At 66.2% G+C, this 21,806-nt stretch carries 16 protein-coding genes and 5 tRNA genes; all 21 read left to right on the forward strand.

The features are described 5' to 3' along the window. Positions 1-13 precede the first annotated feature (13 nt). A complete protein-coding gene (locus PIQ37_RS13465) occupies positions 14-1,684 on the forward strand; it encodes a tetratricopeptide repeat protein (RefSeq protein ID WP_342073866.1) in 1,671 nt (556 codons plus the stop codon). Then, on the forward strand, positions 1,681-2,334 hold the full coding sequence (gene lolB / locus PIQ37_RS13470; protein WP_342073867.1) for a lipoprotein insertase outer membrane protein LolB: 654 nt from the start codon (positions 1,681-1,683) through the stop codon (positions 2,332-2,334). Before PIQ37_RS13465 ends, lolB begins: the two co-directional genes overlap by 4 nt. Beyond that, positions 2,331-3,194 (forward strand): 4-(cytidine 5'-diphospho)-2-C-methyl-D-erythritol kinase, encoded by an 864-nt coding sequence (gene ispE / locus PIQ37_RS13475; RefSeq protein WP_342073868.1) that lies wholly within the window; start codon positions 2,331-2,333, stop codon positions 3,192-3,194. Before lolB ends, ispE begins: the two co-directional genes overlap by 4 nt. 13 nt (positions 3,195-3,207) lie before the next feature. After that, positions 3,208-3,284: transfer RNA gene (locus tag PIQ37_RS13480), tRNA-Gln, on the forward strand. A gap of 140 nt (positions 3,285-3,424) precedes the next feature. Continuing rightward, the gene (locus PIQ37_RS13485) at positions 3,425-4,384 is read left to right on the forward strand and encodes a ribose-phosphate diphosphokinase (RefSeq protein WP_017911658.1); all 960 of its coding nucleotides are present in this window, start codon (positions 3,425-3,427) and stop codon (positions 4,382-4,384) included. Positions 4,385-4,551: 167 nt separating this feature from the next. Then, positions 4,552-5,199: a 50S ribosomal protein L25/general stress protein Ctc gene (locus PIQ37_RS13490; protein ID WP_017907366.1), complete on the forward strand. Its 648-nt coding sequence runs from the start codon at positions 4,552-4,554 to the stop codon at positions 5,197-5,199. A gap of 54 nt (positions 5,200-5,253) precedes the next feature. Continuing rightward, on the forward strand, positions 5,254-5,838 hold the full coding sequence (pth, locus tag PIQ37_RS13495; RefSeq protein ID WP_342073869.1) for an aminoacyl-tRNA hydrolase: 585 nt from the start codon (positions 5,254-5,256) through the stop codon (positions 5,836-5,838). A 75-nt stretch (positions 5,839-5,913) separates the two neighbouring features. Beyond that, positions 5,914-7,005 carry a redox-regulated ATPase YchF gene (gene ychF, locus PIQ37_RS13500; RefSeq protein WP_010341267.1) on the forward strand — a complete coding sequence of 364 codons (1,092 nt, stop codon included), beginning with the start codon at positions 5,914-5,916 and terminating at the stop codon, positions 7,003-7,005. Between the two features lie 159 nt (positions 7,006-7,164). Continuing rightward, positions 7,165-7,250, forward strand: a tRNA-Tyr gene (locus PIQ37_RS13505). A 32-nt stretch (positions 7,251-7,282) separates the two neighbouring features. Continuing rightward, positions 7,283-7,356, forward strand: a tRNA-Gly gene (locus PIQ37_RS13510). 30 nt (positions 7,357-7,386) lie between these two features. After that, a tRNA-Thr gene (locus PIQ37_RS13515) sits at positions 7,387-7,462 on the forward strand. Positions 7,463-7,507: 45 nt separating this feature from the next. Beyond that, a complete protein-coding gene (gene tuf, locus PIQ37_RS13520; protein WP_342073870.1) occupies positions 7,508-8,698 on the forward strand; it encodes an elongation factor Tu in 1,191 nt (396 codons plus the stop codon). Between the two features lie 165 nt (positions 8,699-8,863). Continuing rightward, a tRNA-Trp gene (locus PIQ37_RS13525) sits at positions 8,864-8,939 on the forward strand. A gap of 50 nt (positions 8,940-8,989) precedes the next feature. Continuing rightward, entirely contained in the window at positions 8,990-9,403 is a 414-nt protein-coding gene (gene secE, locus PIQ37_RS13530; protein WP_017908390.1) for a preprotein translocase subunit SecE, read from the forward strand. Positions 9,404-9,416: 13 nt separating this feature from the next. Next, entirely contained in the window at positions 9,417-9,974 is a 558-nt protein-coding gene (gene nusG / locus PIQ37_RS13535; protein ID WP_267095795.1) for a transcription termination/antitermination protein NusG, read from the forward strand. Positions 9,975-10,174: 200 nt separating this feature from the next. Further along, entirely contained in the window at positions 10,175-10,603 is a 429-nt protein-coding gene (gene rplK, locus PIQ37_RS13540) for a 50S ribosomal protein L11 (protein ID WP_010341342.1), read from the forward strand. A 3-nt stretch (positions 10,604-10,606) separates the two neighbouring features. After that, entirely contained in the window at positions 10,607-11,305 is a 699-nt protein-coding gene (rplA, locus tag PIQ37_RS13545; RefSeq protein WP_048490044.1) for a 50S ribosomal protein L1, read from the forward strand. Positions 11,306-11,789: 484 nt separating this feature from the next. Beyond that, entirely contained in the window at positions 11,790-12,332 is a 543-nt protein-coding gene (gene rplJ, locus PIQ37_RS13550; protein WP_010341340.1) for a 50S ribosomal protein L10, read from the forward strand. A gap of 63 nt (positions 12,333-12,395) precedes the next feature. Further along, entirely contained in the window at positions 12,396-12,764 is a 369-nt protein-coding gene (gene rplL, locus PIQ37_RS13555; protein ID WP_010341338.1) for a 50S ribosomal protein L7/L12, read from the forward strand. A 296-nt stretch (positions 12,765-13,060) separates the two neighbouring features. After that, the gene (rpoB, locus tag PIQ37_RS13560) at positions 13,061-17,212 is read left to right on the forward strand and encodes a DNA-directed RNA polymerase subunit beta (RefSeq protein WP_017908393.1); all 4,152 of its coding nucleotides are present in this window, start codon (positions 13,061-13,063) and stop codon (positions 17,210-17,212) included. Positions 17,213-17,366: 154 nt separating this feature from the next. Further along, positions 17,367-21,584 carry a DNA-directed RNA polymerase subunit beta' gene (rpoC, locus tag PIQ37_RS13565; protein WP_342073871.1) on the forward strand — a complete coding sequence of 1,406 codons (4,218 nt, stop codon included), beginning with the start codon at positions 17,367-17,369 and terminating at the stop codon, positions 21,582-21,584. The last annotated feature ends 222 nt before the right edge of the window (positions 21,585-21,806 follow it).

A 21,806-nucleotide genomic window follows, 5' to 3' on the forward strand; every position in this document is an offset into this window, starting at 1 on the left:
CCGGCCGCTTCCGATGCCCGCATTGATTCGCATCCGTACCATTCTGCTGCTGTCCGCAATCGCCGCCGTGGCCGCACCGGCCGCGGCCAAGGCGCCGAGTCCCGCCCAGGACGTGATGACCCCGGTGCTGGCCGGCGAGTTCGCGTTGCAGGCCGGGCAACTGGCCGACGCCTCGCGCTGGTACCTGCAGGCCGCCAACGACAGCCCTGGCGATGCCGGCCTGGCCGAGCGCGCCACCCGCATCGCGATGCTGGCCAACGACACCGCGGCCGCCGCCCAGGCGCTGGCGCTGTGGCGGCAGCGCGCGCCCGAGTCGTTGGCCATGCGCAGCGCCGAGGCCTCGCTGGCCCTGCGCAACGGCAACCTGCGCCAGGCGCGCAGCCTGCTGGTAGCCTTGCTGCGCGACAAGGACCCGCGCGGCTGGCGCTTCGCCCTGATCGCCCTGGTCAGCGGCAACCGCGATCCGGAGGTCGCCGCCAAGGCCCTCGACCAGTTGCTCGACGCCAATGCCATCCCCGACCAGCTCGAGGCCTGGCAGGAATTCGGGCGCCTGGCGCTGCGCCTGGACCAGCCCAAGCTGGCCGAGCGTATCGTCGACCAGTTGGTCAGGCGCTTCCCGCAGGAGCCGCGCGTGGCGCTGCTGCATGCCACGCAGTTGCAGCAGGCGGGCAAGACCGAACAGGCGCGCGCGTTGCTGCAGGGCGTGGAGCCCAAGGTGTCCGGCGACCCGGAACTGCGCACCGCGCTGGCCTATGCCTACGACGCCATCGGCGACACCGCCGCCGCGGCGCGGGTGCTGGCGCTGGGGCCGCAGACCACGCAGAACTACGGCCTGCGCGCCTCGATGCTGGCCAAGCTGCAGGACAATGCGGCGTTGACTGCGCTGTACGACGAGCTGCGCAAGGGCGCCGACCGGCCGGATCCGGAGCGGCGCCTGCTGCTCGGCAAGATCGCAGAGTTCCTCAAGCGCAATCAGGAAGCAGTGGACTGGTACCGCGGCGTGCCGGGCGGCCCGCTGCGTAGCGAGGCGCGGCTGCGCGCCGCCGGCGCGCTGTACGCGCTCGGCCAGAAGGACGCGGCCTTCGCCGAGGCGCGCGCGCTGCAGGACGATGCCGAGGCCGACGATGCCGCGCGCCGCGACGCCTACGTGCTGGAGGCGGAACTGCGCCAGCGCAGCGGCGACGACGCCGGCGAGCTGCAGGTGTTCGAACGCGGCCTGGCTGCGTATCCGGACGACAACGCGCTGCTGTACGCGCGCGGGCTGTCCTGGGAGCGTCGCGACCGCATCGACCGCGCCGAGGCCGACCTGCGCAAGATCCTGGTCACCGACCCGGAGAACGTGGCGGCGCTGAACGCGCTCGGCTACACCCTGGCCGACCGCACCAAGCGCTATCGCGAGGCGCTGCAACTGATCGACCGCGCCCGCACCGCCGATCCCGACAATGCCGCGATCATTGACAGCTACGGCTGGGTGCTGTACCGGCTCGGCAAGACCCAGGAGGCGCTGGTGCAACTGCGCCGTGCCTGGAGTCTGGTGAAGGATCCGGAGATCGCCGCGCACATCGGCCAGGTGCTGTGGGAGCAGGGCAAGCACGAGGAGGCAAACAAGTACTTCGACGAGGCGCGCAAGCTCGATCCGGACAATCGCGCGCTGCGCCGCGCCCTGGACAAGGTGGCGCCGTGACGGCCGGCCTGCGCACCGCCTGGGCGCTGGCTGCCGGGCTGTTGCTGGCCGGTTGCAGCGCGCTGCCGACCCGCGCCCCATCGCCGGTCGCCGTTGCCGCCCCCGACGCCGCTGCGCAGCAGGCCGAGGCCGCGCGTGCGCAGTGGCTTCAAGCGCATCCGGACTGGTCGTTCCAGGGCCGGGTGGCGATCACCAAGGGGCGCAACGGCGGCAGCGGCCGCATCGACTGGGCGCAACGGCAGCGCCAGTACGAGGTGCAGCTCAGCGCGCCGGTGACCCGGCAGAGCTGGCGCCTGACCGGCGACAGCCACTCCGAGGCCGGGCGCCTGGAGGGGCTGGAGGGCGGTCCGCGCGATGGCGAGAACGCCGAACAGCTGCTGCTGGAGGCGACCGGCTGGGAGATCCCGGTCAACCTGCTGCCCGACTGGGTGCGCGGGCTGGTGGCGACCGACGCGCAGGCGCCGGAGCGGGTCGACTACGACGCGCAGGGCCGGCCGCATACGTTGCGGCAGATGGGCTGGGACATCGAATTCCAGGACTGGTATCCGCCCAGCGACGGCCGTCCGGCGCTGCCGCGGCGCATCGAGGCGCGCAACGGCGACGCCAAGGTGCGCCTGCTGGTCGACGCCTGGACCGTGCCTGCGCCATGAGCGGGGGCACCGACGGGGGCTGGTCGTCCTGGCCGGCCCCGGCGAAGCTGAACCTGTTTCTGCAGATCACCGGCCGCCGGCCGGACGGCTACCACCAGTTGCAGACCGTGTTCCGCCTGCTGGACTGGGGCGACACGGTGCACCTGCGGCCGCGTGCGGACGGGGTGGTGGCGCGGATCGGTCCGTCCGTGGCCGGCGTCGCCGAGGCCGACGACCTGCTGGTGCGTGCCGCGCGCCTGCTGCAAAAAGTCGCGAATGTCGCCCATGGTGTGGATATCCGCGTTGAAAAACGCATTCCGGCGGGCGGCGGCTTCGGTGGCGGTTCGTCCGATGCGGCGACCGCGCTAGTGGCGCTGAACGCCCTGTGGGGCGCCGGGCTGGACGAAGACGCCCTGGCCGGCCTCGGCCTGTCGCTGGGCGCGGACGTGCCGGTGTTCGTGCGCGGGCGCGACGCCTGGGCCGAGGGAGTGGGCGAGCAACTGACCCCGATCACCCTGCCGCCGGCCTGGTATGTGCTGGCCGACCCGGGGGTGCACGTGCCCACCGCGGCCCTGTTCCAGTCCCCGGATTTGACGCGGGATGCTGCGCCCGCGAAAATAGCGGACTTCGTTTCAGGTTTCCTGCTCGGCAACGCGTTCGAGCCGATCCTGCTTCGCCGCGAACCGGCCGTCCAGGCCACGTTCCAGGCGCTGGCTCGGATCGGCACGCCACGCCTGACCGGGTCGGGGAGTGGTTGTTTCGTCGAGTTCGCCGATCGCGCTGCCGCCGTGCGCGCGCTGGCGGACTTGCCGGACGGGATGCGCGCCTGGGTGGCAGGTGGTGTTCCGCGTTCGCCGCTGCTCGACGCGCTGGAGGCTTGACACAGGTTTACGCAGGGGCGTCGCCAAGAGGCCCAAGGCACCAGGTTTTGATCCTGGCATTCGTAGGTTCGAATCCTACCGCCCCTGCCATTTAGGTATGCAGATCCCTCTGCAAGAGCCCGCACCTCCATGTGCGGGGATTCAACGGGAAAGGCATCGCTTCTCCTCGCGTTCCGATTCACCCTCTTTTCGTCGCCACACGCTCTTTGCAGCCACCCGAGAGACCCCTCATGCAAGACCAACGCAACCTGCTGGTGTTCTCCGGCAACGCCAACAAGCCCCTGGCCAAAAGCATCTGCCGCGAGTTGGGCGTGCGCCCCGGCAAGGCGATGGTCTCCAGCTTCTCCGACGGCGAAGTGCAGGTGGAGATCGAGGAGAACGTGCGCCGGCAGGAAGTGTTCGTGATCCAGCCGACCTGCGCGCCCAGCGCAGAGAACCTGATGGAGCTGCTTGTGATCATCGACGCGCTCAAGCGCGCCAGCGCCGCCAGCGTCACCGCGGTGGTGCCGTACTTCGGCTACTCGCGGCAGGACCGGCGCATGCGCTCCTCGCGCGTGCCGATCACCGCCAAGGTCGCGGCGAAGATGTTCAGCGCGGTCAACGCCGACCGCGTGCTGACCGTCGACCTGCACGCCGACCAGATCCAGGGCTTCTTCGACATCCCGGTCGACAACGTCTACGCCTCGCCGCTGCTGCTGGCCGACATCTGGCGCGCCTACGGCACCGACAATCTGATCGTGGTGTCGCCGGACGTGGGCGGTGTGGTCCGCGCTCGCGCGGTGGCCAAGCGCCTGGACGATGCGGACCTGGCGATCATCGACAAGCGCCGTCCGCGCGCCAACGTGTCCACGGTGATGAACATCATCGGCGACGTCGAGGGCAAGACCTGCGTGCTGGTCGACGACATCGTCGACACCGCCGGCACCCTGTGCGCCGCCGCAGCCGCGCTGAAGGAGCGGGGCGCCCTGAAGGTCGCCGCGTACTGCACGCATCCGGTGCTGTCCGGCCCGGCGGTGAGCAACATCAGCAATTCGCAGCTGGACGAACTGGTGGTCACCGACACGATTCCGCTGTCGGAGGCTGCCCGCGCCTGCGGCAAGATCCGCCAGCTCAGCGTCGCCGAGCTGCTGGCCGAAACCATCCGCCGCATCGCCTTCGGCGAGTCGGTGAGCTCGTTGTACGTCGACTGATTCAGGGCAGGGATTGGGGATTCGAAATTCGGGATTCGCAACAGCGCCGCTTCGGCCAATCCCCAATCCCGAATCTCCAATCCCTGCTCCACACAGACTCTTCTGGTCGCGGAAGAGTCATCAAAACCGCCGCGAGGCGGTTCATTCAACCAAGGTAGTAAACGCAAATGGCAACCACGCATGAAATCAAGGTTCAGCGCCGCGAAGTCGAGGGCAAGGGTGCGAGCCGCCGCCTCCGTCGCGACGGCCTGATCCCGGCGATCGTCTACGGTGGCGATCTGAAGCCGGTCAACATCCAGCTCGACCACAACGAAGTCTGGCTGGCCAGCCAGAACGACTGGTTCTATTCGTCCATCCTCAGCCTGAGCCTGAACGGCGACGTGCAGAAGGTGCTGCTGCGCGATATGCAGCGTCACCCGTTCAAGCAGCTGATCATGCACATCGACTTCCAGCGCGTGAACGACAACGAGGCGCTGCACGCCTCGGTGCCGCTGCACTTCATCAACGAGGACGTGTCCCCGGCCGGCAAGTCGGCCGAAGTGGTCGTCACCCACGAGCTGAACGAAATCCAGGTCGTGTGCCTGCCGAAGGACCTGCCGGAGTTCGTCGAAGTCGACCTGGCCGCGCTGTCGGTCGGCGACGTGATCCACCTGTCCGACCTGAAGCTGCCGGCCGGCGTCGAGCTGCCGGAACTGAAGCTGGGCAAGGAGCACGACGTGGCGGTGGTCATCGCCAAGCACGGCCGTGTCGAGGAAGAGCCGGAAGCCACCGACGCGGCGGCTGCCGCCGAGCCGGCCAAGAAGGACGGCAAGTAATCGCCTGCGCGGCGTCCGGGCCATCGGTCCGGACGTCGCGGCGATGCATTGCGCATGACTGGTCTGCGTCTGATCGTCGGCCTGGGCAATCCCGGCGCCGAACACGCGAACACCCGGCACAACGCCGGGTTTCGTTTTGTCGACGCGTTGGCCGAGCGGGCCGGGGCGCGCTGGAGCGTGGACGCCAAGCTGTTCGGCGAGACCGCCAAGGTCGAGGTCGCGGGGCAGTCGGTGTGGCTGCTGAAGCCGGCCACCTTCATGAATCTCAGCGGCAAGTCGGTCACGGCCGCCTTGCGTTTCTGGAAGATCGAACCGGCGCAGGCGCTGCTGGCGCATGACGAGTTGGACCTGGCGCCGGGCACGGCGCGGCTCAAGTTCGACGGCGGCCACGGCGGCCAGAACGGACTGCGCGATACCATCCGCCTGCTCGGGCATGCCGGCTTCCACCGCCTGCGCATCGGCATCGGCCATCCCGGCCACAAGGACAAGGTGGTGCCGTGGGTGCTGGGACGCGCCGGCAAGGACGACCAGTTGCTCATCGATCGCGCCATCGACGACGCCATCGATGTGCTGCCGCTGGCCGTGCAGGGCGATTTCAACGAGGCGATGAAGCGGTTGCATACGAGCAGGGGTGCGTGATTGGGGATTGGGGATTCGCGGCCGCGCGGCTGGGCGAATCTCCAATCCCGAATCCCAAATCCCGGAATCTGAAACATGGGCATCAAATGCGGCATCGTCGGCCTGCCCAACGTCGGCAAGTCGACCCTGTTCAATGCGCTGACCAAGGCGGGCATCGCCGCGGCCAACTTTCCGTTCTGTACCATCGAGCCGAATGTGGGCGTGGTGCCGGTGCCGGATCCGCGCCTGAACGCGCTGGCGGCGATCATCAATCCGCAGAAGGTCGTGCCGACCGCGGTCGAGTTCGTCGACATCGCCGGCCTGGTCGCCGGTGCGGCCAGCGGTGAGGGCCTGGGCAACAAGTTCCTGGCGCATATCCGCGAGGTCGATGCGATCACCCACGTGGTGCGCTGCTTCGAGCATGGCGACATCATCCACGTGAACAACAAGGTTGACCCGGTTTCCGACATCGAGACCATCGACACCGAGCTGGCCCTGGCCGACCTGGACAGCGTCGAGAAGGCGCTCAACCGCGCCGAGCGTTCGGCCAAGGGTGGCGACAAGGACGCGGCGGCGCGCAAGCCGGTGCTGGCCAAGCTGCAGGCCGCGCTGGCCGAGGGCAAGGCCGGGCGCAACGCCGGGCTGGACGAGGAAGAGAAGGCGCTGGTGCGCGACCTGTTCCTGCTCACCCTCAAGCCGGTGATGTACATCGCCAACGTGCTGGAAGACGGCTTCGAGAACAATCCGCACCTGGATGCGGTGCGCGCGCATGCCGCCGCCGAGGGCGCCGAGGTGGTGCCGGTGTCGGCGGCGATCGAGGAAGAACTGTCGCAACTGGACGACGCCGACCGCGATGCGTTCCTGGCCGATCTGGGCCTGAGCGAGCCGGGCCTGAACCGGGTGATCCGCGCCGGTTACACCCTGCTGGGGCTGCAGACCTACTTCACCGCCGGCGTGAAGGAAGTGCGCGCCTGGACGGTCAAGGCCGGGTCGACCGCGCCGCAGGCCGCGGCGGTGATCCACACCGACTTCGAGAAGGGCTTCATCCGCGCCGAAACCATCGCCTACGACGACTTCATCAAGTACAAGGGCGAGGCCGGTGCCAAGGAGGCCGGGCGCCTGCGTCTGGAAGGCAAGGAGTACCGCGTGCAGGAAGGCGATATCCTGCATTTCCGCTTCAACGTCTGATGCGTGCGCGTGTCCTGGCCGGGCGCGCGCAAGCAACGACGATTTCCTGCGACATCGCGTCAAAATACTGTTGACAAGGCGGGGATGTCAGGGAAGAATAGCGGGCTGTTTCACCCCTCTCTGATTTCGGCTTCGCAGCCGGGTTCGAGTGGGTAAGTTGGAGGGATACCCAAGCGGCCAACGGGGGCAGACTGTAAATCTGCTGGCTTACGCCTTCGGTGGTTCGAATCCACCTCCCTCCACCAGTTATTTTGTTGTGGCAGTGCGGCATCCCGTAGCGGGAGTAGTTCAACGGTAGAACCTCAGCCTTCCAAGCTGATGGTGCGGGTTCGATTCCCGTCTCCCGCTCCATTGAACGCGCTTGTGTCACAATAGAACAACGCTCACGTAGCTCAGTCGGTAGAGCACCTCCTTGGTAAGGAGGAGGTCGAAGGTTCGATTCCTTTCGTGAGCACCATATTCAGTCGTCAAATCTTTCTACGATCACCGAGAAGAAGCAGCCATGGCCAAGGGTAAGTTCGAGCGCACCAAGCCGCACGTCAACGTCGGCACCATCGGTCACGTCGACCACGGCAAGACCACGCTGACCGCGGCGCTGACCAAGATCGGCGCAGAGCGCTTCGGCGGCGAGTTCAAGGCGTACGACGCGATCGACGCGGCGCCGGAAGAGAAGGCGCGCGGCATCACGATCTCGACCGCCCACGTGGAATACGAATCCCCGACGCGCCACTACGCGCACGTGGATTGCCCGGGTCACGCGGACTACGTCAAGAACATGATCACCGGTGCGGCGCAGATGGACGGCGCGATCCTGGTGTGCTCGGCCGCTGACGGCCCGATGCCGCAGACCCGCGAGCACATCCTGCTGTCGCGTCAGGTCGGCGTGCCGCACATCGTGGTGTTCCTGAACAAGGCCGACATGGTCGACGACGCCGAGCTGCTCGAGCTGGTCGAGATGGAAGTGCGCGAGCTGCTGAGCAAGTACGACTTCCCGGGCGATGACACCCCGATCATCCACGGTTCGGCCCGTCTGGCGCTGGAAGGCGACCAGAGCGACATCGGCGTGCCGGCGATCCTGAAGCTGGTGGACGCGCTGGACTCGTTCATCCCGGAGCCGCAGCGCGACGTGGACAAGCCGTTCCTGATGCCGGTGGAAGACGTGTTCTCGATCTCGGGCCGCGGCACCGTGGTGACCGGTCGTATCGAGCGCGGCATCATCAAGGTGGGCGACGAAATCGAAATCGTCGGCATCCGTGCGACGCAGAAGACCACCGTGACCGGCGTGGAAATGTTCCGCAAGCTGCTGGACCAGGGCCAGGCGGGCGACAACGCGGGCCTGCTGCTGCGCGGCACCAAGCGTGACGACGTGGAGCGCGGCCAGGTGCTGTGTAAGCCGGGTTCGATCAAGCCGCACACCGAGTTCGAAGCCGAAGTGTACGTGCTGTCGAAGGACGAGGGCGGCCGTCACACCCCGTTCTTCAAGGGCTACCGTCCGCAGTTCTACTTCCGCACCACCGACATCACCGGTGCGGTGCAGCTGCCGGAAGGCGTGGAAATGGTGATGCCGGGCGACAACGTCAAGATGGTGGTGACGCTGATCAACCCGGTGGCGATGGACGAAGGCCTGCGCTTCGCGATCCGCGAAGGCGGCCGTACCGTCGGCGCCGGCGTGGTGGCCAAGATCATCAAGTAATGCCCTCCGGCGGCGAAGGCCGCCGGGCTCGACGGCAGGATGGCGGTCTCGGCCGCCGGAATCCGACGAGGTGCAGGCGGCTATAGCCGTCGGGTTCAGCGAAGGGCGGGCCGGAACCTTCGGTCCGCCTTCGCCGTCTCAGGGAAGTGCAGTCGTTCTTACTACACGCCAGTAGCTCAATTGGCAGAGCAGCGGTCTCCAAAACCGCAGGTTGGGGGTTCGAGTCCCTCCTGGCGTGCCAATCTGCCGCTCCCTATCCAGTGACCTCGGTCGCATAGCAGCAAGAGTCGGATGAACAGCAAGATCGAGCATTCCAAAGGCCCCGCCGCCTCTGTCGGTGGCGATATCGTCAAGTACGTCATCGCTGCGTTGCTGGTGGTCGCCGGCCTGTTTGTCTGGTTCTGGTTCGGCGATGCGAGCCGTGCTGCACAGCTGGGGAGTTGGTCCGGTCCGCTGCGCGGACTGGCGGTGGTGGCCGGCCTGGTCGCCGGTGCCGCGGTGTTCCTGCTGACGGCCAAGGGTCGCGAGGGCCGCGAGTTCCTGTCCGAATCCCGTTTCGAACTGCGCAAGGTGGTGTGGCCGACCCGCCAGGAAGCCATCCGCACCACCTGGGTGGTGATCGTGGTGGTGATCATTCTGAGTCTGTTGCTGGGCGGGTTCGATTTCCTGATCCAGAAGCTGATGCAGTGGTTCGTGAGCCGTTGAGGAGAGTGCAGCAGTGAAGCGTTGGTATGTCGTTCACGCCTATTCAGGCTTCGAGAAGTCCGTGGCCCAAGCGCTGCGCGACCGTATTGCGCGTGACGAGATGCAGGAGCGCTTCGGTGACGTGCTGGTGCCCACCGAGGAAGTGATCGAGATGCGCTCCGGCCAGAAGCGCCGTTCCGAGCGCAAGTTCTTCCCGGGTTACGTGCTGGTCCAGATCGAGACCCACGAGGAAGGCGGCATTCCGCGCATCGACAACGAAAGCTGGCACCTGGTCAAAGAGACGCCGAAGGTGATGGGCTTCATTGGCGGTACCGCCGATCGTCCGCTGCCGATCCGCGACGAAGAGGCCGATGCGATCCTGCAGCGCGTTCAGGATGGCGTGGAGAAGCCGCGTCCGAAGGTGCTGTTCGAGCCGGGCCAGATGGTCCGCGTCACCGACGGTCCGTTCAACGACTTCAACGGCGTGGTCGAGGAAGTCAACTACGAGAAGAGCCGCCTGCGCGTGGCGGTGCTGATCTTCGGCCGTTCCACCCCGGTGGAGCTGGAATTCGGCCAGGTCGAGAAGGCCTGAGCCCGCCCCGGCGCGGCTGCGCCGGGCGCCAAAATCTCTGCTATACTGCGCGGCTCCCTGTCCAGGCAAGCCGCCGGGCAGAACGGAAGCCGCCGCGAGGCGGCTTTCTGCGCACTTCAAAAACGTGATGGCGGGACACGTGATTTTCCCGTCGCGATGGGGAGCCTGCGGTTTAGGCGCTAGCACCCGGAGACACTAAAATGGCAAAGAAAGTCGTCGGTTACATCAAGCTGCAGGTGAAGGCCGGTCAGGCCAACCCCTCGCCGCCGGTCGGTCCTGCGCTGGGTCAGCGTGGCCTGAACATCATGGAATTCTGCAAGGCGTTTAATGCCGCCACGCAGAAGCTGGAGCCGGGCCTGCCGACTCCGGTCATCATCACGGCCTATTCGGACCGTACCTTCACCTTCGTCACCAAGAGCACCCCGGCCAGCGTGCTGCTGAAGAAGGCCGCGGGCGTCAGCTCCGGCTCCAAGCGTCCGAACACCGAGAAGGTGGGCAAGGTGACCCGCAAGCAGCTCGAAGAGATCGCCAAGGCGAAGGAAGCCGACCTGACGGCGGCGGAGCTGGAAGCGGCGGTACGCACGATTGCGGGTTCCGCCCGCAGCATGGGCCTGACGGTGGAGGGTTAAGCAATGGCACAGACCAAGCGACAGAAAGCGATCCGTGCTGCCGTGCAGCCGGGCAAGGCGTATTCGATCGACGAAGCGCTGAAGATCGTCAAGACCACCAGCAAGGCCAAGTTCGTCGAAGCCGTCGACGTGGCCGTGCGCCTGGGCGTGGACGCGAAGAAGTCCGACCAGCAGGTGCGCGGTTCCACCGTGCTGCCGGCCGGTACCGGCAAGAGCGTGCGCGTGGCGGTGTTCGCCCCCGCCGGCGCCAAGGCCGATGAGGCGCTGGCCGCCGGTGCCGAAGCCGTCGGTATGGACGACCTGGCCGAGAAGATGCAGGGCGGCGACCTGAACTACGACGTGGTCATCGCCACCCCGGACGCGATGCGCGTCGTCGGCAAGCTGGGCACCCTGCTGGGCCCGCGCGGCCTGATGCCGAACCCCAAGGTCGGCACCGTGTCCGCCAACCCGGCCGAAGCGGTCAAGAACGCCAAGTCGGGCCAGGTGCGCTACCGCACCGACAAGGCCGGCATCATCCACTGCACCATCGGCAAGGCCAGCTTCGAAGACGACGCGCTGAAGAGCAACCTGCAGGCGCTGCTGCTGGACCTGGTCAAGGCCAAGCCGGCGACCTCGAAGGGCACCTACCTGCAGAAGATCTCGGTGAGCTCGACCATGGGTCCGGGCGTCACCATCGATCAGGCGTCGCTGTCCTTGAAGTAATCGCAACACGGCGCCGCCCGCGAGGTGCGGCGCCGGTTCCACCCTTTTGAAGGCGTCGCCCGGGGCAACCCGACGCGAAGCCGTCAAAGACCGCAGGCGCGGTCTGCGCACACCGACGACGGGCACGGAAGCTCGACACGGCAAGGAGTCGCCGTCGGTACAGCGGGATCGCTTAATCCAGTCCCCTCGGGGACGCGCCGGCGTAGATGGTGCCGCCTTTCTGGAGTTTTTCTGGTGCAGGCCAGCCCGGTGTTCCGGGCGCGCTCACTCCAGGTCTGGAACGGCCACCAACTGGGATGCCATGCGGCATCCCCGGCATCCAGGATGGAGGCCGCCCAGGACCGCAAGCGGCAGGAGCCGCGAGCGGAGTAAGTTTGAAGCAGGGATTCGGGATTCGGGATTGGGGATTGGCAAGAGCGGCGGTATCGCTCCTGACGCATCCCAGGTCGCGCATTTCAACTCCCGGCTTTAACGGAGGAGTGCAATGGCTCTCAATCTGTCCCAGAAGCAAGAAGTCGTCGCCGAACTGGCCGACGTCGCCGCGAAGGCCCACTCCTTGGTTGCTGCCGAGTACGCCGGCATCACGGTCTCGCAAATGACCGCGATGCGCAAGAAGGCGCGCGAAACCGGTGTGTACTTGCGTGTTGTCAAGAACACCCTGGCCGCGCGTGCCGTTGCCGGTACCGAATACGAGTGCGTCCAGGACGCGCTGGTCGGTCCGCTGCTGTATGCGTTCTCGACGGAAGAACCCGGCGCTGCCGGTCGTCTGATCAAGGAATTCGCCAAGGGTAACGACAAGCTGCAGGCCAAGGTCGTGTCGCTGGGTGGTCAGCTGTATCCGGCCGCTCATCTCGAGGTGTTGGCGTCGCTGCCGACCCGCGAGCAGGCGCTGGCCATGCTGGCGCGCGTCCTGGCCGAGCCGGCGAGCATGTTCGCCCGTGCGGTCAAGGCTGTGGGCGACAAGCAGGGTGGCGGCGACGCCGCACCTGCCGACGCCGAAGCGGAAGCCCCGGCCGAAACGGCTTAAGTTCGCGACACCTGAAACGGTTCACTAGAACCTCATCCAGAAAAAATTCCAAAGGTAATCACAATGTCCCTGTCTAACGAGCAGATCGTCGACGCAATCGCCGAAAAGACCCTCATGGAAGTGATGGAGCTGGTCAAGGCCATCGAAGACAAGTTCGGCGTCTCCGCCGCCGCCCCGGTCGCCGCTGCCGGTCCGGCCGTGGCCGCCGCGCCGGTCGAAGAGCAGACCGAGTTCAACGTCATCCTGATCGACGCCGGCGCCAAGAAGGTCGACGTCATCAAGGCCGTCCGCGCCATCACCGGCCTGGGCCTGAAGGAAGCCAAGGACCTCACCGAGGCCGGCGGCGTCCTGAAGGAAGCCGTGTCGAAGGAAGACGCCGACAAGTTCAAGAAGGACCTGGAAGCCGCTGGCGCGAAGGTCGAAGTCAAGTAAGCAGTCCCTTGCATCGCCAGCCGTTCAAGGCGATGCACTGAAGGCTGGGGGCGAAAGCCCCCGGCCTTTGGCCGTTGTTGCAATGCCGGGATTGGATATTCGGCATCGGAGATTCGAGAGGCGGTCGTCGACCCATCCCGAATCCCCTCATCCCCAATCTCGTTCTCATCGAGTTGGTAGTTGGAAGTAGCGGGAGAAGGCGTGCTGGTGCCGGCAATACCAGCGACTTCCAACTGACAATTTATGTTCACTCAGGGCCGCGGACGCGTGGCCCGCATCAGCCAAGGTGATACCTCATGACGTCTTATTCGTTCACCGAAAAGAAGCGTATCCGCAAGGACTTCGGCAAGCAGCGCTCGATTCTCGAAGTGCCGTTCCTGCTTGCCATCCAGGTGGATTCCTACCGCGAGTTCCTGCAGGAGAACACCGACCCGAACAAGCGTTCGGACCACGGCCTGCATGCGGCCCTGAAATCGGTGTTCCCGATCTCCAGCTACAGCGGCAACGCGGCGCTGGAGTACGTCGGCTACAAGCTCGGCGAACCGGTGTTCGACGAGCGTGAATGCCGCCAGCGCGGCATGAGCTACGGCGCGCCGCTGCGCGTGACCGTGCGCCTGGTGATCTACGATCGCGAGTCCTCGACCAAGGCGATCAAGTACGTCAAGGAGCAGGAGGTCTACCTCGGCGAAATCCCGCTGATGACCGACAACGGCACCTTCATCGTCAACGGCACCGAGCGCGTCATCGTCTCGCAGCTGCACCGCTCGCCGGGCGTGTTCTTCGACCACGACCGCGGCAAGACCCACAGCTCGGGCAAGCTGCTGTACAGCGCCCGCATCATCCCGTACCGCGGCTCCTGGCTGGACTTCGAGTTCGACCCGAAGGACGCGCTGTTCACCCGTATCGACCGCCGCCGAAAGCTGCCGGTGTCGATCCTGCTGCGCGCGCTCGGCTACTCGAACGAGGAGATGCTGTCCGAGTTCTTCGAGATCAACACCTTCCACATCGACCCGAAGGAAGGCGTGCAGCTGGAGCTGGTGCCCGAGCGCCTGCGCGGCGAGACCCTGAACTTCGACCTGGCCGACGGCGACAAGGTCATCGTCGAAGCCGGCAAGCGCATCACCGCGCGCCACGTCAAGCAGCTCGAGGCCTCCGGCATCGCCGCGCTGGCCGTGCCCGACGAGTACTTGGTCGGCCGCATCCTGTCGCATGACGTGGTCGATGCCTCGACCGGCGAACTGCTGGCCAGCGCCAATGACGAAATCAGCGAAGATCAGCTGACCGCGTTCCGCAAGGCCGGCGTCGATGCCGTGGGCACGCTGTGGGTCAACGACCTGGATCGCGGTCCGTACCTGTCCAACACCCTGCGCATCGATCCGACCAAGACCCAGCTCGAGGCGCTGGTCGAGATCTACCGCATGATGCGTCCGGGCGAGCCGCCGACCAAGGACGCCGCGCAGAACCTGTTCCACAACCTGTTCTTCACCTTCGAGCGCTACGACCTGTCGACGGTCGGCCGCATGAAGTTCAACCGCCGTGTCGGCCGCAAGGAAGTCACCGGCGAGTCGGTGCTGTACGACAAGAAGTACTTCGGCGAGCGCAACGACGAAGAGTCCAAGCGCCTGGTCGCCGAGCACGCCGACAGCTCCGACATCCTGGACGTGATCAAGGTCCTGACCGAGATCCGCAACGGCCGCGGCGTGGTCGACGACATCGACCACCTGGGCAACCGTCGCGTGCGTTCGGTCGGCGAAATGGCCGAGAACGTGTTCCGCGTGGGCCTGGTCCGCGTCGAGCGCGCGGTCAAGGAGCGTCTGTCGATGGCCGAGTCCGAAGGCCTGACCCCGCAGGAACTGATCAACGCCAAGCCGGTGGCCGCCGCGATCAAGGAGTTCTTCGGCTCCTCGCAGCTGTCGCAGTTCATGGACCAGAACAACCCGCTGTCGGAAGTGACGCACAAGCGTCGCGTCTCCGCGCTGGGTCCGGGCGGTCTGACCCGCGAGCGCGCCGGCTTCGAAGTGCGCGACGTGCATCCGACCCACTACGGCCGCGTCTGCACCATCGAAACCCCGGAAGGCCCGAACATCGGCCTGATCAACTCGCTGGCGGTGTATGCCCGCACCAACCAGTACGGCTTCCTCGAGACGCCGTACCGTAAGGTCGTGGACGGCCAGATCACCGACGAAGTCGAATACCTGTCGGCGATCGAAGAGAACGAGTACGTCATCGCCCAGGCCAACGCGCTGCACGACGCCAAGAGCCGCCTGACCGAGCAGTTCGTGCCGTGCCGCTACCAGGGCGAGTCGCTGCTGAAGCCGCCGGCGGAAGTGCACTTCATGGACGTGTCGCCGATGCAGACCGTGTCGATCGCGGCCGCGCTGGTGCCGTTCCTGGAGCACGACGACGCCAACCGCGCACTGATGGGCGCGAACATGCAGCGCCAGGCCGTGCCGACGCTGCGTGCGCAGAAGCCGCTGGTCGGTACCGGCATCGAGCGCGCCGTGGCGCGCGACTCGGGCGTGACCGTGAACGCCCGCCGTGGCGGCGTGATCGAGCAGATCGACGCCGGCCGCATCGTGGTCAAGGTCAACGAGGCCGAGATCGGCGGCGGCACCGACGCCGGCGTCGACATCTACAACCTGATCAAGTACACCCGCTCCAACCAGAACACCTGCATCAACCAGCGTCCGCTGGTGAACGTGGGCGACGTGATCGCGCGCGGCGACGTGCTGGCCGACGGTCCCTCGACCGATATCGGCGAGCTGGCCCTGGGCCAGAACATGCTGATCGCGTTCATGCCGTGGAACGGCTACAACTTCGAAGACTCCATCCTGCTCTCCGAGCGCGTGGTGGAAGAGGATCGCTACACCACGATCCACATCGAAGAACTGACCTGCGTGGCGCGCGACACCAAGCTGGGACCGGAGGAAATCTCCGCCGACATCCCCAACGTGTCCGAGCAGGCGCTGAACCGTCTGGACGAGAGCGGCGTGGTGTATATCGGTGCGGAAGTGCGCGCCGGCGACATCATGGTCGGCAAGGTCACGCCGAAGGGCGAGAGCCAGCTGACCCCGGAAGAGAAGCTGCTGCGCGCGATCTTCGGCGAGAAGGCCTCGGACGTGAAGGACAGCTCGCTGCGCGTGCCGCCGGGCATGGACGGCACCGTCATCGACGTGCAGGTGTTCACCCGCGACGGCATCGAGAAGGACAAGCGCGCCCGCCAGATCGAGGAAAACGAGATCAAGCGGGTCAAGAAGGACTTCGACGACCAGTTCCGCATCCTGGAAAGCGCGATCTACGCGCGTCTGCGTGGCCAGCTGATCGGCAAGGTCGCCAATGGCGGTCCGAACCTGAAGAAGGGCGACACCATCAGCGACGCCTACCTGGACGGCCTGAAGAAGTCCGACTGGTTCGCGCTGCGCATGAAGGACGAGGACGCCTCCGAGGCGATCGAGCGCGCGCAGAAGCAGATCCAGGCGCACGAGAAGGAGTTCGAGCGTCGCTTCGCCGACAAGCGCGGCAAGATCACCGCCGGCGACGACCTCGCCCCGGGCGTGCTGAAGATGGTCAAGGTGTTCCTGGCGGTGAAGCGCCGTATCCAGCCCGGCGACAAGATGGCCGGTCGCCACGGCAACAAGGGTGTCGTGTCGATGATCCAGCCGATCGAGGACATGCCGTACATGGCCAACGGCGAGACCGTGGACATCGTGCTGAACCCGCTGGGCGTGCCGTCGCGTATGAACATCGGTCAGGTGCTGGAAGTGCACCTGGGCTGGGCCGCCAAGGGCCTGGGTCGCAAGATCCAGAACATGCTCGAGGCCCAGGCCAAGGTGGCCGACCTGCGCAAGTTCCTGGCGCAGATCTACAACCACGACCAGAAGCTGGGCGAGGACCGCGTGGACCTGGACCAGTTCAGCGACGCGGAGCTGCTGGCGTTGTCGAAGAACCTGACCGACGGCGTGCCGATGGCCACCCCGGTGTTCGACGGTGCCACCGAGGCCGAGATCAAGCACATGCTCGAGCTCGCCGACCTGCCGATCAGCGGCCAGACCCAGCTGTACGACGGCCGCACCGGCGAGGCGTTCGATCGCCACACCACGGTCGGCTACATGCACATGCTGAAGCTGAACCACCTGGTCGACGACAAGATGCACGCGCGCTCCACCGGCCCGTACTCGCTGGTCACCCAGCAGCCGCTGGGCGGCAAGGCGCAGTTCGGCGGCCAGCGCTTCGGCGAAATGGAAGTCTGGGCGCTGGAAGCCTACGGCGCGGCCTACACCCTGCAGGAAATGCTGACGGTGAAGTCCGACGACGTGCAGGGCCGCAACCAGATGTACAAGAACATCGTCGACGGCGAGCACGAGATGGTCGCCGGCATGCCGGAGTCCTTCAACGTGCTGGTGAAGGAAATCCGCTCGCTGGCGATCAACATGGAACTGGAAGACTGAAAGGCCGGGACTCGGGACCCGGGACCCGGGACTCGGAAAAGCCAGGAGCGCGATCGCTCTGCTTTTCCGGGTCCCGGACCCCGGGTCCCGGGTCCCGAAAGATCCTTTCCGCCCCCGTCCTCGATACGAAATTCCTCCGACCCGGAGATACCCAATGAAAGACCTGCTCAACCTCTTCAACCAGCAGCGCCAGACGCTGGACTTCGACGCGATCAAGATCGCGCTGGCCTCGCCGGACCTGATCCGTTCGTGGTCCTTCGGCGAAGTGAAGAAGCCGGAAACCATCAACTACCGTACCTTCAAGCCCGAGCGCGACGGCCTGTTCTGCGCCGCCATCTTCGGCCCGATCAAGGACTACGAGTGCCTGTGCGGCAAGTACAAGCGCATGAAGCACCGCGGCGTGGTCTGCGAGAAGTGCGGCACCGAAGTGACCCTGGCCAAGGTGCGTCGCGAGCGCATGGGCCACATCGACCTGGCCTCGCCGGTCGCGCACATCTGGTTCCTGAAGTCGCTGCCGTCGCGCATCGGCCTGATGCTGGACATGACTTTGCGCGACATCGAGCGCGTGCTGTACTTCGAAGCCTACGTGGTGACCGAGCCGGGCCTGACCGCGCTTGAGCGCCGCCAGCTGCTGACCGAAGAGCAGTACCTGACCGCGCGTCAGGAGCACGGCGATGACTTCGACGCCGCCATGGGCGCCGAGGCCGTGTACGAACTGCTGCGCACCATTGACCTGCAGTCGGAAATGACCCGCCTGCGCGAAGAGATCGCCAGCACCGGTTCGGAAACCAAGCTCAAGCGTCTGACCAAGCGCATCAAGCTGATCGAGGCCTTCATCGAGTCCGGCAACCGTCCGGAGTGGATGGTGATGACCGTGCTGCCGGTGCTGCCGCCGGATCTGCGTCCGCTGGTGCCGCTGGACGGCGGCCGCTTCGCGACCTCGGATCTGAACGACCTGTACCGCCGCGTCATCAACCGCAACAACCGCCTGCGCCGCCTGCTCGAGCTGAACGCGCCGGACATCATCGTGCGCAACGAAAAGCGCATGCTGCAGGAATCGGTCGATGCGCTGCTGGACAACGGCCGCCGCGGCCGTGCCATCACCGGCACCAACAAGCGCCCGCTGAAGTCGCTGGCCGACATGATCAAGGGCAAGCAGGGCCGGTTCCGTCAGAACCTGCTCGGCAAGCGCGTGGACTACTCCGGCCGTTCGGTGATCGTGGTCGGCCCGACCCTGCGTCTGCACGAGTGCGGCCTGCCGAAGAAGATGGCGCTGGAGCTGTTCAAGCCGTTCGTGTTCGCCAAGCTGCAGCGTCGCGGCCTGGCCACCACCATCAAGGCCGCCAAGAAGCTGGTCGAGCGCGAAGAAGCCGAAGTCTGGGACATCCTGGAAGAGGTGATCCGCGAGCACCCGGTGCTGCTGAACCGTGCGCCGACCCTGCACCGTCTGGGTATCCAGGCGTTCGAGCCGGTGCTGATCGAAGGCAAGGCGATCCAGCTGCACCCGCTGGTCTGCACCGCGTTCAACGCCGACTTCGACGGTGACCAGATGGCCGTGCACGTGCCGCTGTCGCTGGAAGCGCAGCTGGAAGCGCGCGCGCTGATGATGTCCACCAATAACATCCTGTCGCCGGCCAACGGCGAGCCGATCATCGTGCCGTCGCAGGACGTGGTGCTGGGCCTGTACTACATGAGCCGCGCCCTGGAGAACAAGAAGGGCGAGGGCATGGTGTTCGCCAACATCGCCGAAGTGAAGCGCGCCTACGACAACCGTGCGGTCGAACTGCACGCCAAGGTCAAGGTCCGCATCACCGAGACGGTGATCGACGAAGAAGGCAACCGCAGCAAGAAGACCTCGATCGTGGACACCACGATCGGGCGCGCGCTGCTGGCCGAGATCCTGCCGGAAGGCCTGCCGTTCGCGCTGGCCAACACCGAGCTGACCAAGAAGAACATCAGCCGCCTGATCAACTCCAGCTACCGCCAGCTGGGTCTGAAGGACAGCGTCGTGTTCGCCGACAAGCTGATGTACACCGGCTTCGCCTACGCGACCCGCGCCGGCGTGTCGATCGGCATCGACGACATGCTGATCCCGTCGGAGAAGAAGGGCATCCTCGGCGAAGCCGAGCAGGAAGTGCTGGAAATCCAGGAGCAGTACCAGTCCGGTCTGGTTACCGCCGGCGAGCGCTACAACAAGGTCGTGGACATCTGGTCGCGCACCAACGAGCGCATCGCCAAGGCGATGATGGACACCATCGGCACCGAGAAGGTGGTCAACGCCAAGGGCGAGACCATCGACCAGAAGTCGATGAACTCGCTGTACATCATGGCCGACTCCGGCGCGCGTGGTTCGCAGGCGCAGATCCGTCAGCTGGCCGGCATGCGCGGCCTGATGGCCCGCCCGGACGGCTCGATCATCGAGACGCCGATCAAGGCGAACTTCCGCGAAGGCCTGAACGTGCAGGAGTACTTCAACTCCACCCACGGTGCCCGTAAGGGTCTGGCCGATACCGCGCTGAAGACCGCCAACTCCGGTTACCTGACCCGTCGCCTGGTCGACGTGGCGCAGGACGTGGTGATCACCGAGCCGGATTGCGGCACCACCGACGGCCTGACCATGACCCCGATCGTGGAAGGCGGCGACGTGGTCGAGCCCTTGCGCGACCGCGTGCTCGGCCGCGTGGTGGCCGAGGACGTGTTCCTGCCGGGCAACGACGAGGATCCGATCGTCACCCGCAACACCCTGCTCGACGAGCAGTGGGTGGCCAAGCTGGAAGAGGCCGGCGTGCAGTCGGTCAAGGTCCGCTCGACCATCACCTGCGAATCGGCGTTCGGCGTGTGCGCGCGTTGCTACGGCCGCGACCTGGCCCGTGGCCACCTGGTCAACATCGGCGAAGCGGTCGGCGTCATCGCCGCGCAGTCGATCGGCGAGCCGGGTACCCAGCTGACCATGCGTACCTTCCACATCGGCGGCGCGGCTTCGCGTGCGGCGGCGGTGGACAACATCACGGTCAAGACCACCGGTTCGATCAAGTTCAACAACCTCAAGTCGGTCGAGCACGCCAACGGTTCGCTGGTGGCGGTGTCGCGTTCGGGCGAACTGTCGGTGCTCGACGGCCACGGCCGCGAGCGCGAGCGCTACAAGCTGCCGTACGGCGCCACCATCACCGCCAAGGACGGCGACGCCGTCAAGGCCGGCCAGTCGGTGGCGAACTGGGATCCGCACAACCACCCGATCGTGTCGGAAGTGGCCGGTTTCATCCGCTTCATCGACTTCATCGACGGCGTCACCGTCATCGAGAAGACCGACGAACTGACCGGCCTGGCCTCGCGCGAGATCACCGATCCGAAGCGCCGCGGCACCCAGGCCAAGGACCTGCGCCCGATCGTGCGCATCGTCGACGGCAAGGGCAACGACCTGACCATCCCGGGCACCGATCTGCCGGCGCAGTACCTGCTGCCGCCGCGCTCGATCGTCAACCTGCAGGACGGCGCGCCGGTCGGCGTGGGCGACGTGGTCGCCAAGATCCCGCAGGAAGCCTCCAAGACCCGCGACATCACCGGCGGTCTGCCGCGCGTGGCCGACCTGTTCGAGGCGCGCAAGCCGAAGGATCCGGCGATCCTGGCCGAGCGTTCGGGCATCATCAGCTTCGGCAAGGACACCAAGGGCAAGCAGCGCCTGATCATCAAGGACACCGACGGGTCGGAGCACGAAGAGCTGATCCCGAAGTACCGCCAGATCATCGTGTTCGAAGGCGAGCACGTGGCCAAGGGCGAAACCGTGGTGGACGGCGAGCCGAGCCCGCAGGACATCCTGCGTCTGCTGGGCGTCGAGCCGCTGGCCGCGTACCTGGTCAAGGAAATCCAGGACGTGTACCGCCTGCAGGGCGTGAAGATCAACGACAAGCACATCGAGGTCATCACCCGGCAGATGCTGCGCAAGGTCGAGATCACCGACCAGGGCAACAGCAAGTTCCTCAACGGCGAGCAGGCCGAGCGCCAGCGCGTCATCGAGGAGAATGCCCGCCTGGTGACCCGCAACGAACTGCCGGCCAAGTACGAGCCGGTGCTGCTGGGCATCACCAAGGCCTCGCTGGCGACCGAGTCGTTCATCTCGGCCGCGTCGTTCCAGGAGACCACCCGCGTCCTCACCGAGGCGGCGGTCCGCGGCACCAGCGACACGCTGCGCGGCCTGAAGGAAAACGTGATCGTGGGTCGCCTGATCCCGGCCGGTACCGGCCTGGCGTACCACAACACGCGCCGCCGCAACGCCAGCGGCCTGACCGAGTCGGAGATGCAGACCCTGTCCGGCGGCAGCGCCGAGCCGGCGGTCGAGACCTCCGCCCCGGCGGCTGCCGGTAGCGAAGAGTAAAAACAGCAAGCCGGACCGGTCCCGCTCGCGGGGCCGATCTACCAAGCGAAAGGGGGCGCAGCGGAAGCGCCCCGTATTCCGGCCCCGGATGGGCCAGCAAGTAAAAATTCCGTTGTGTTGACGGCGCTTTGACTTGCCCGCTATACTTTCCTGTCTCGGCAGGCCGTCCTTCGGCCTGCCTTCGTTTTCACGCATCCAGGCCCGACGGCCTCAATCAGAAGA

The sequence above is a fragment of the Xanthomonas protegens genome (genome assembly GCF_038442435.1).
GTDB lineage: Bacteria > Pseudomonadota > Gammaproteobacteria > Xanthomonadales > Xanthomonadaceae > Xanthomonas_A > Xanthomonas_A sontii.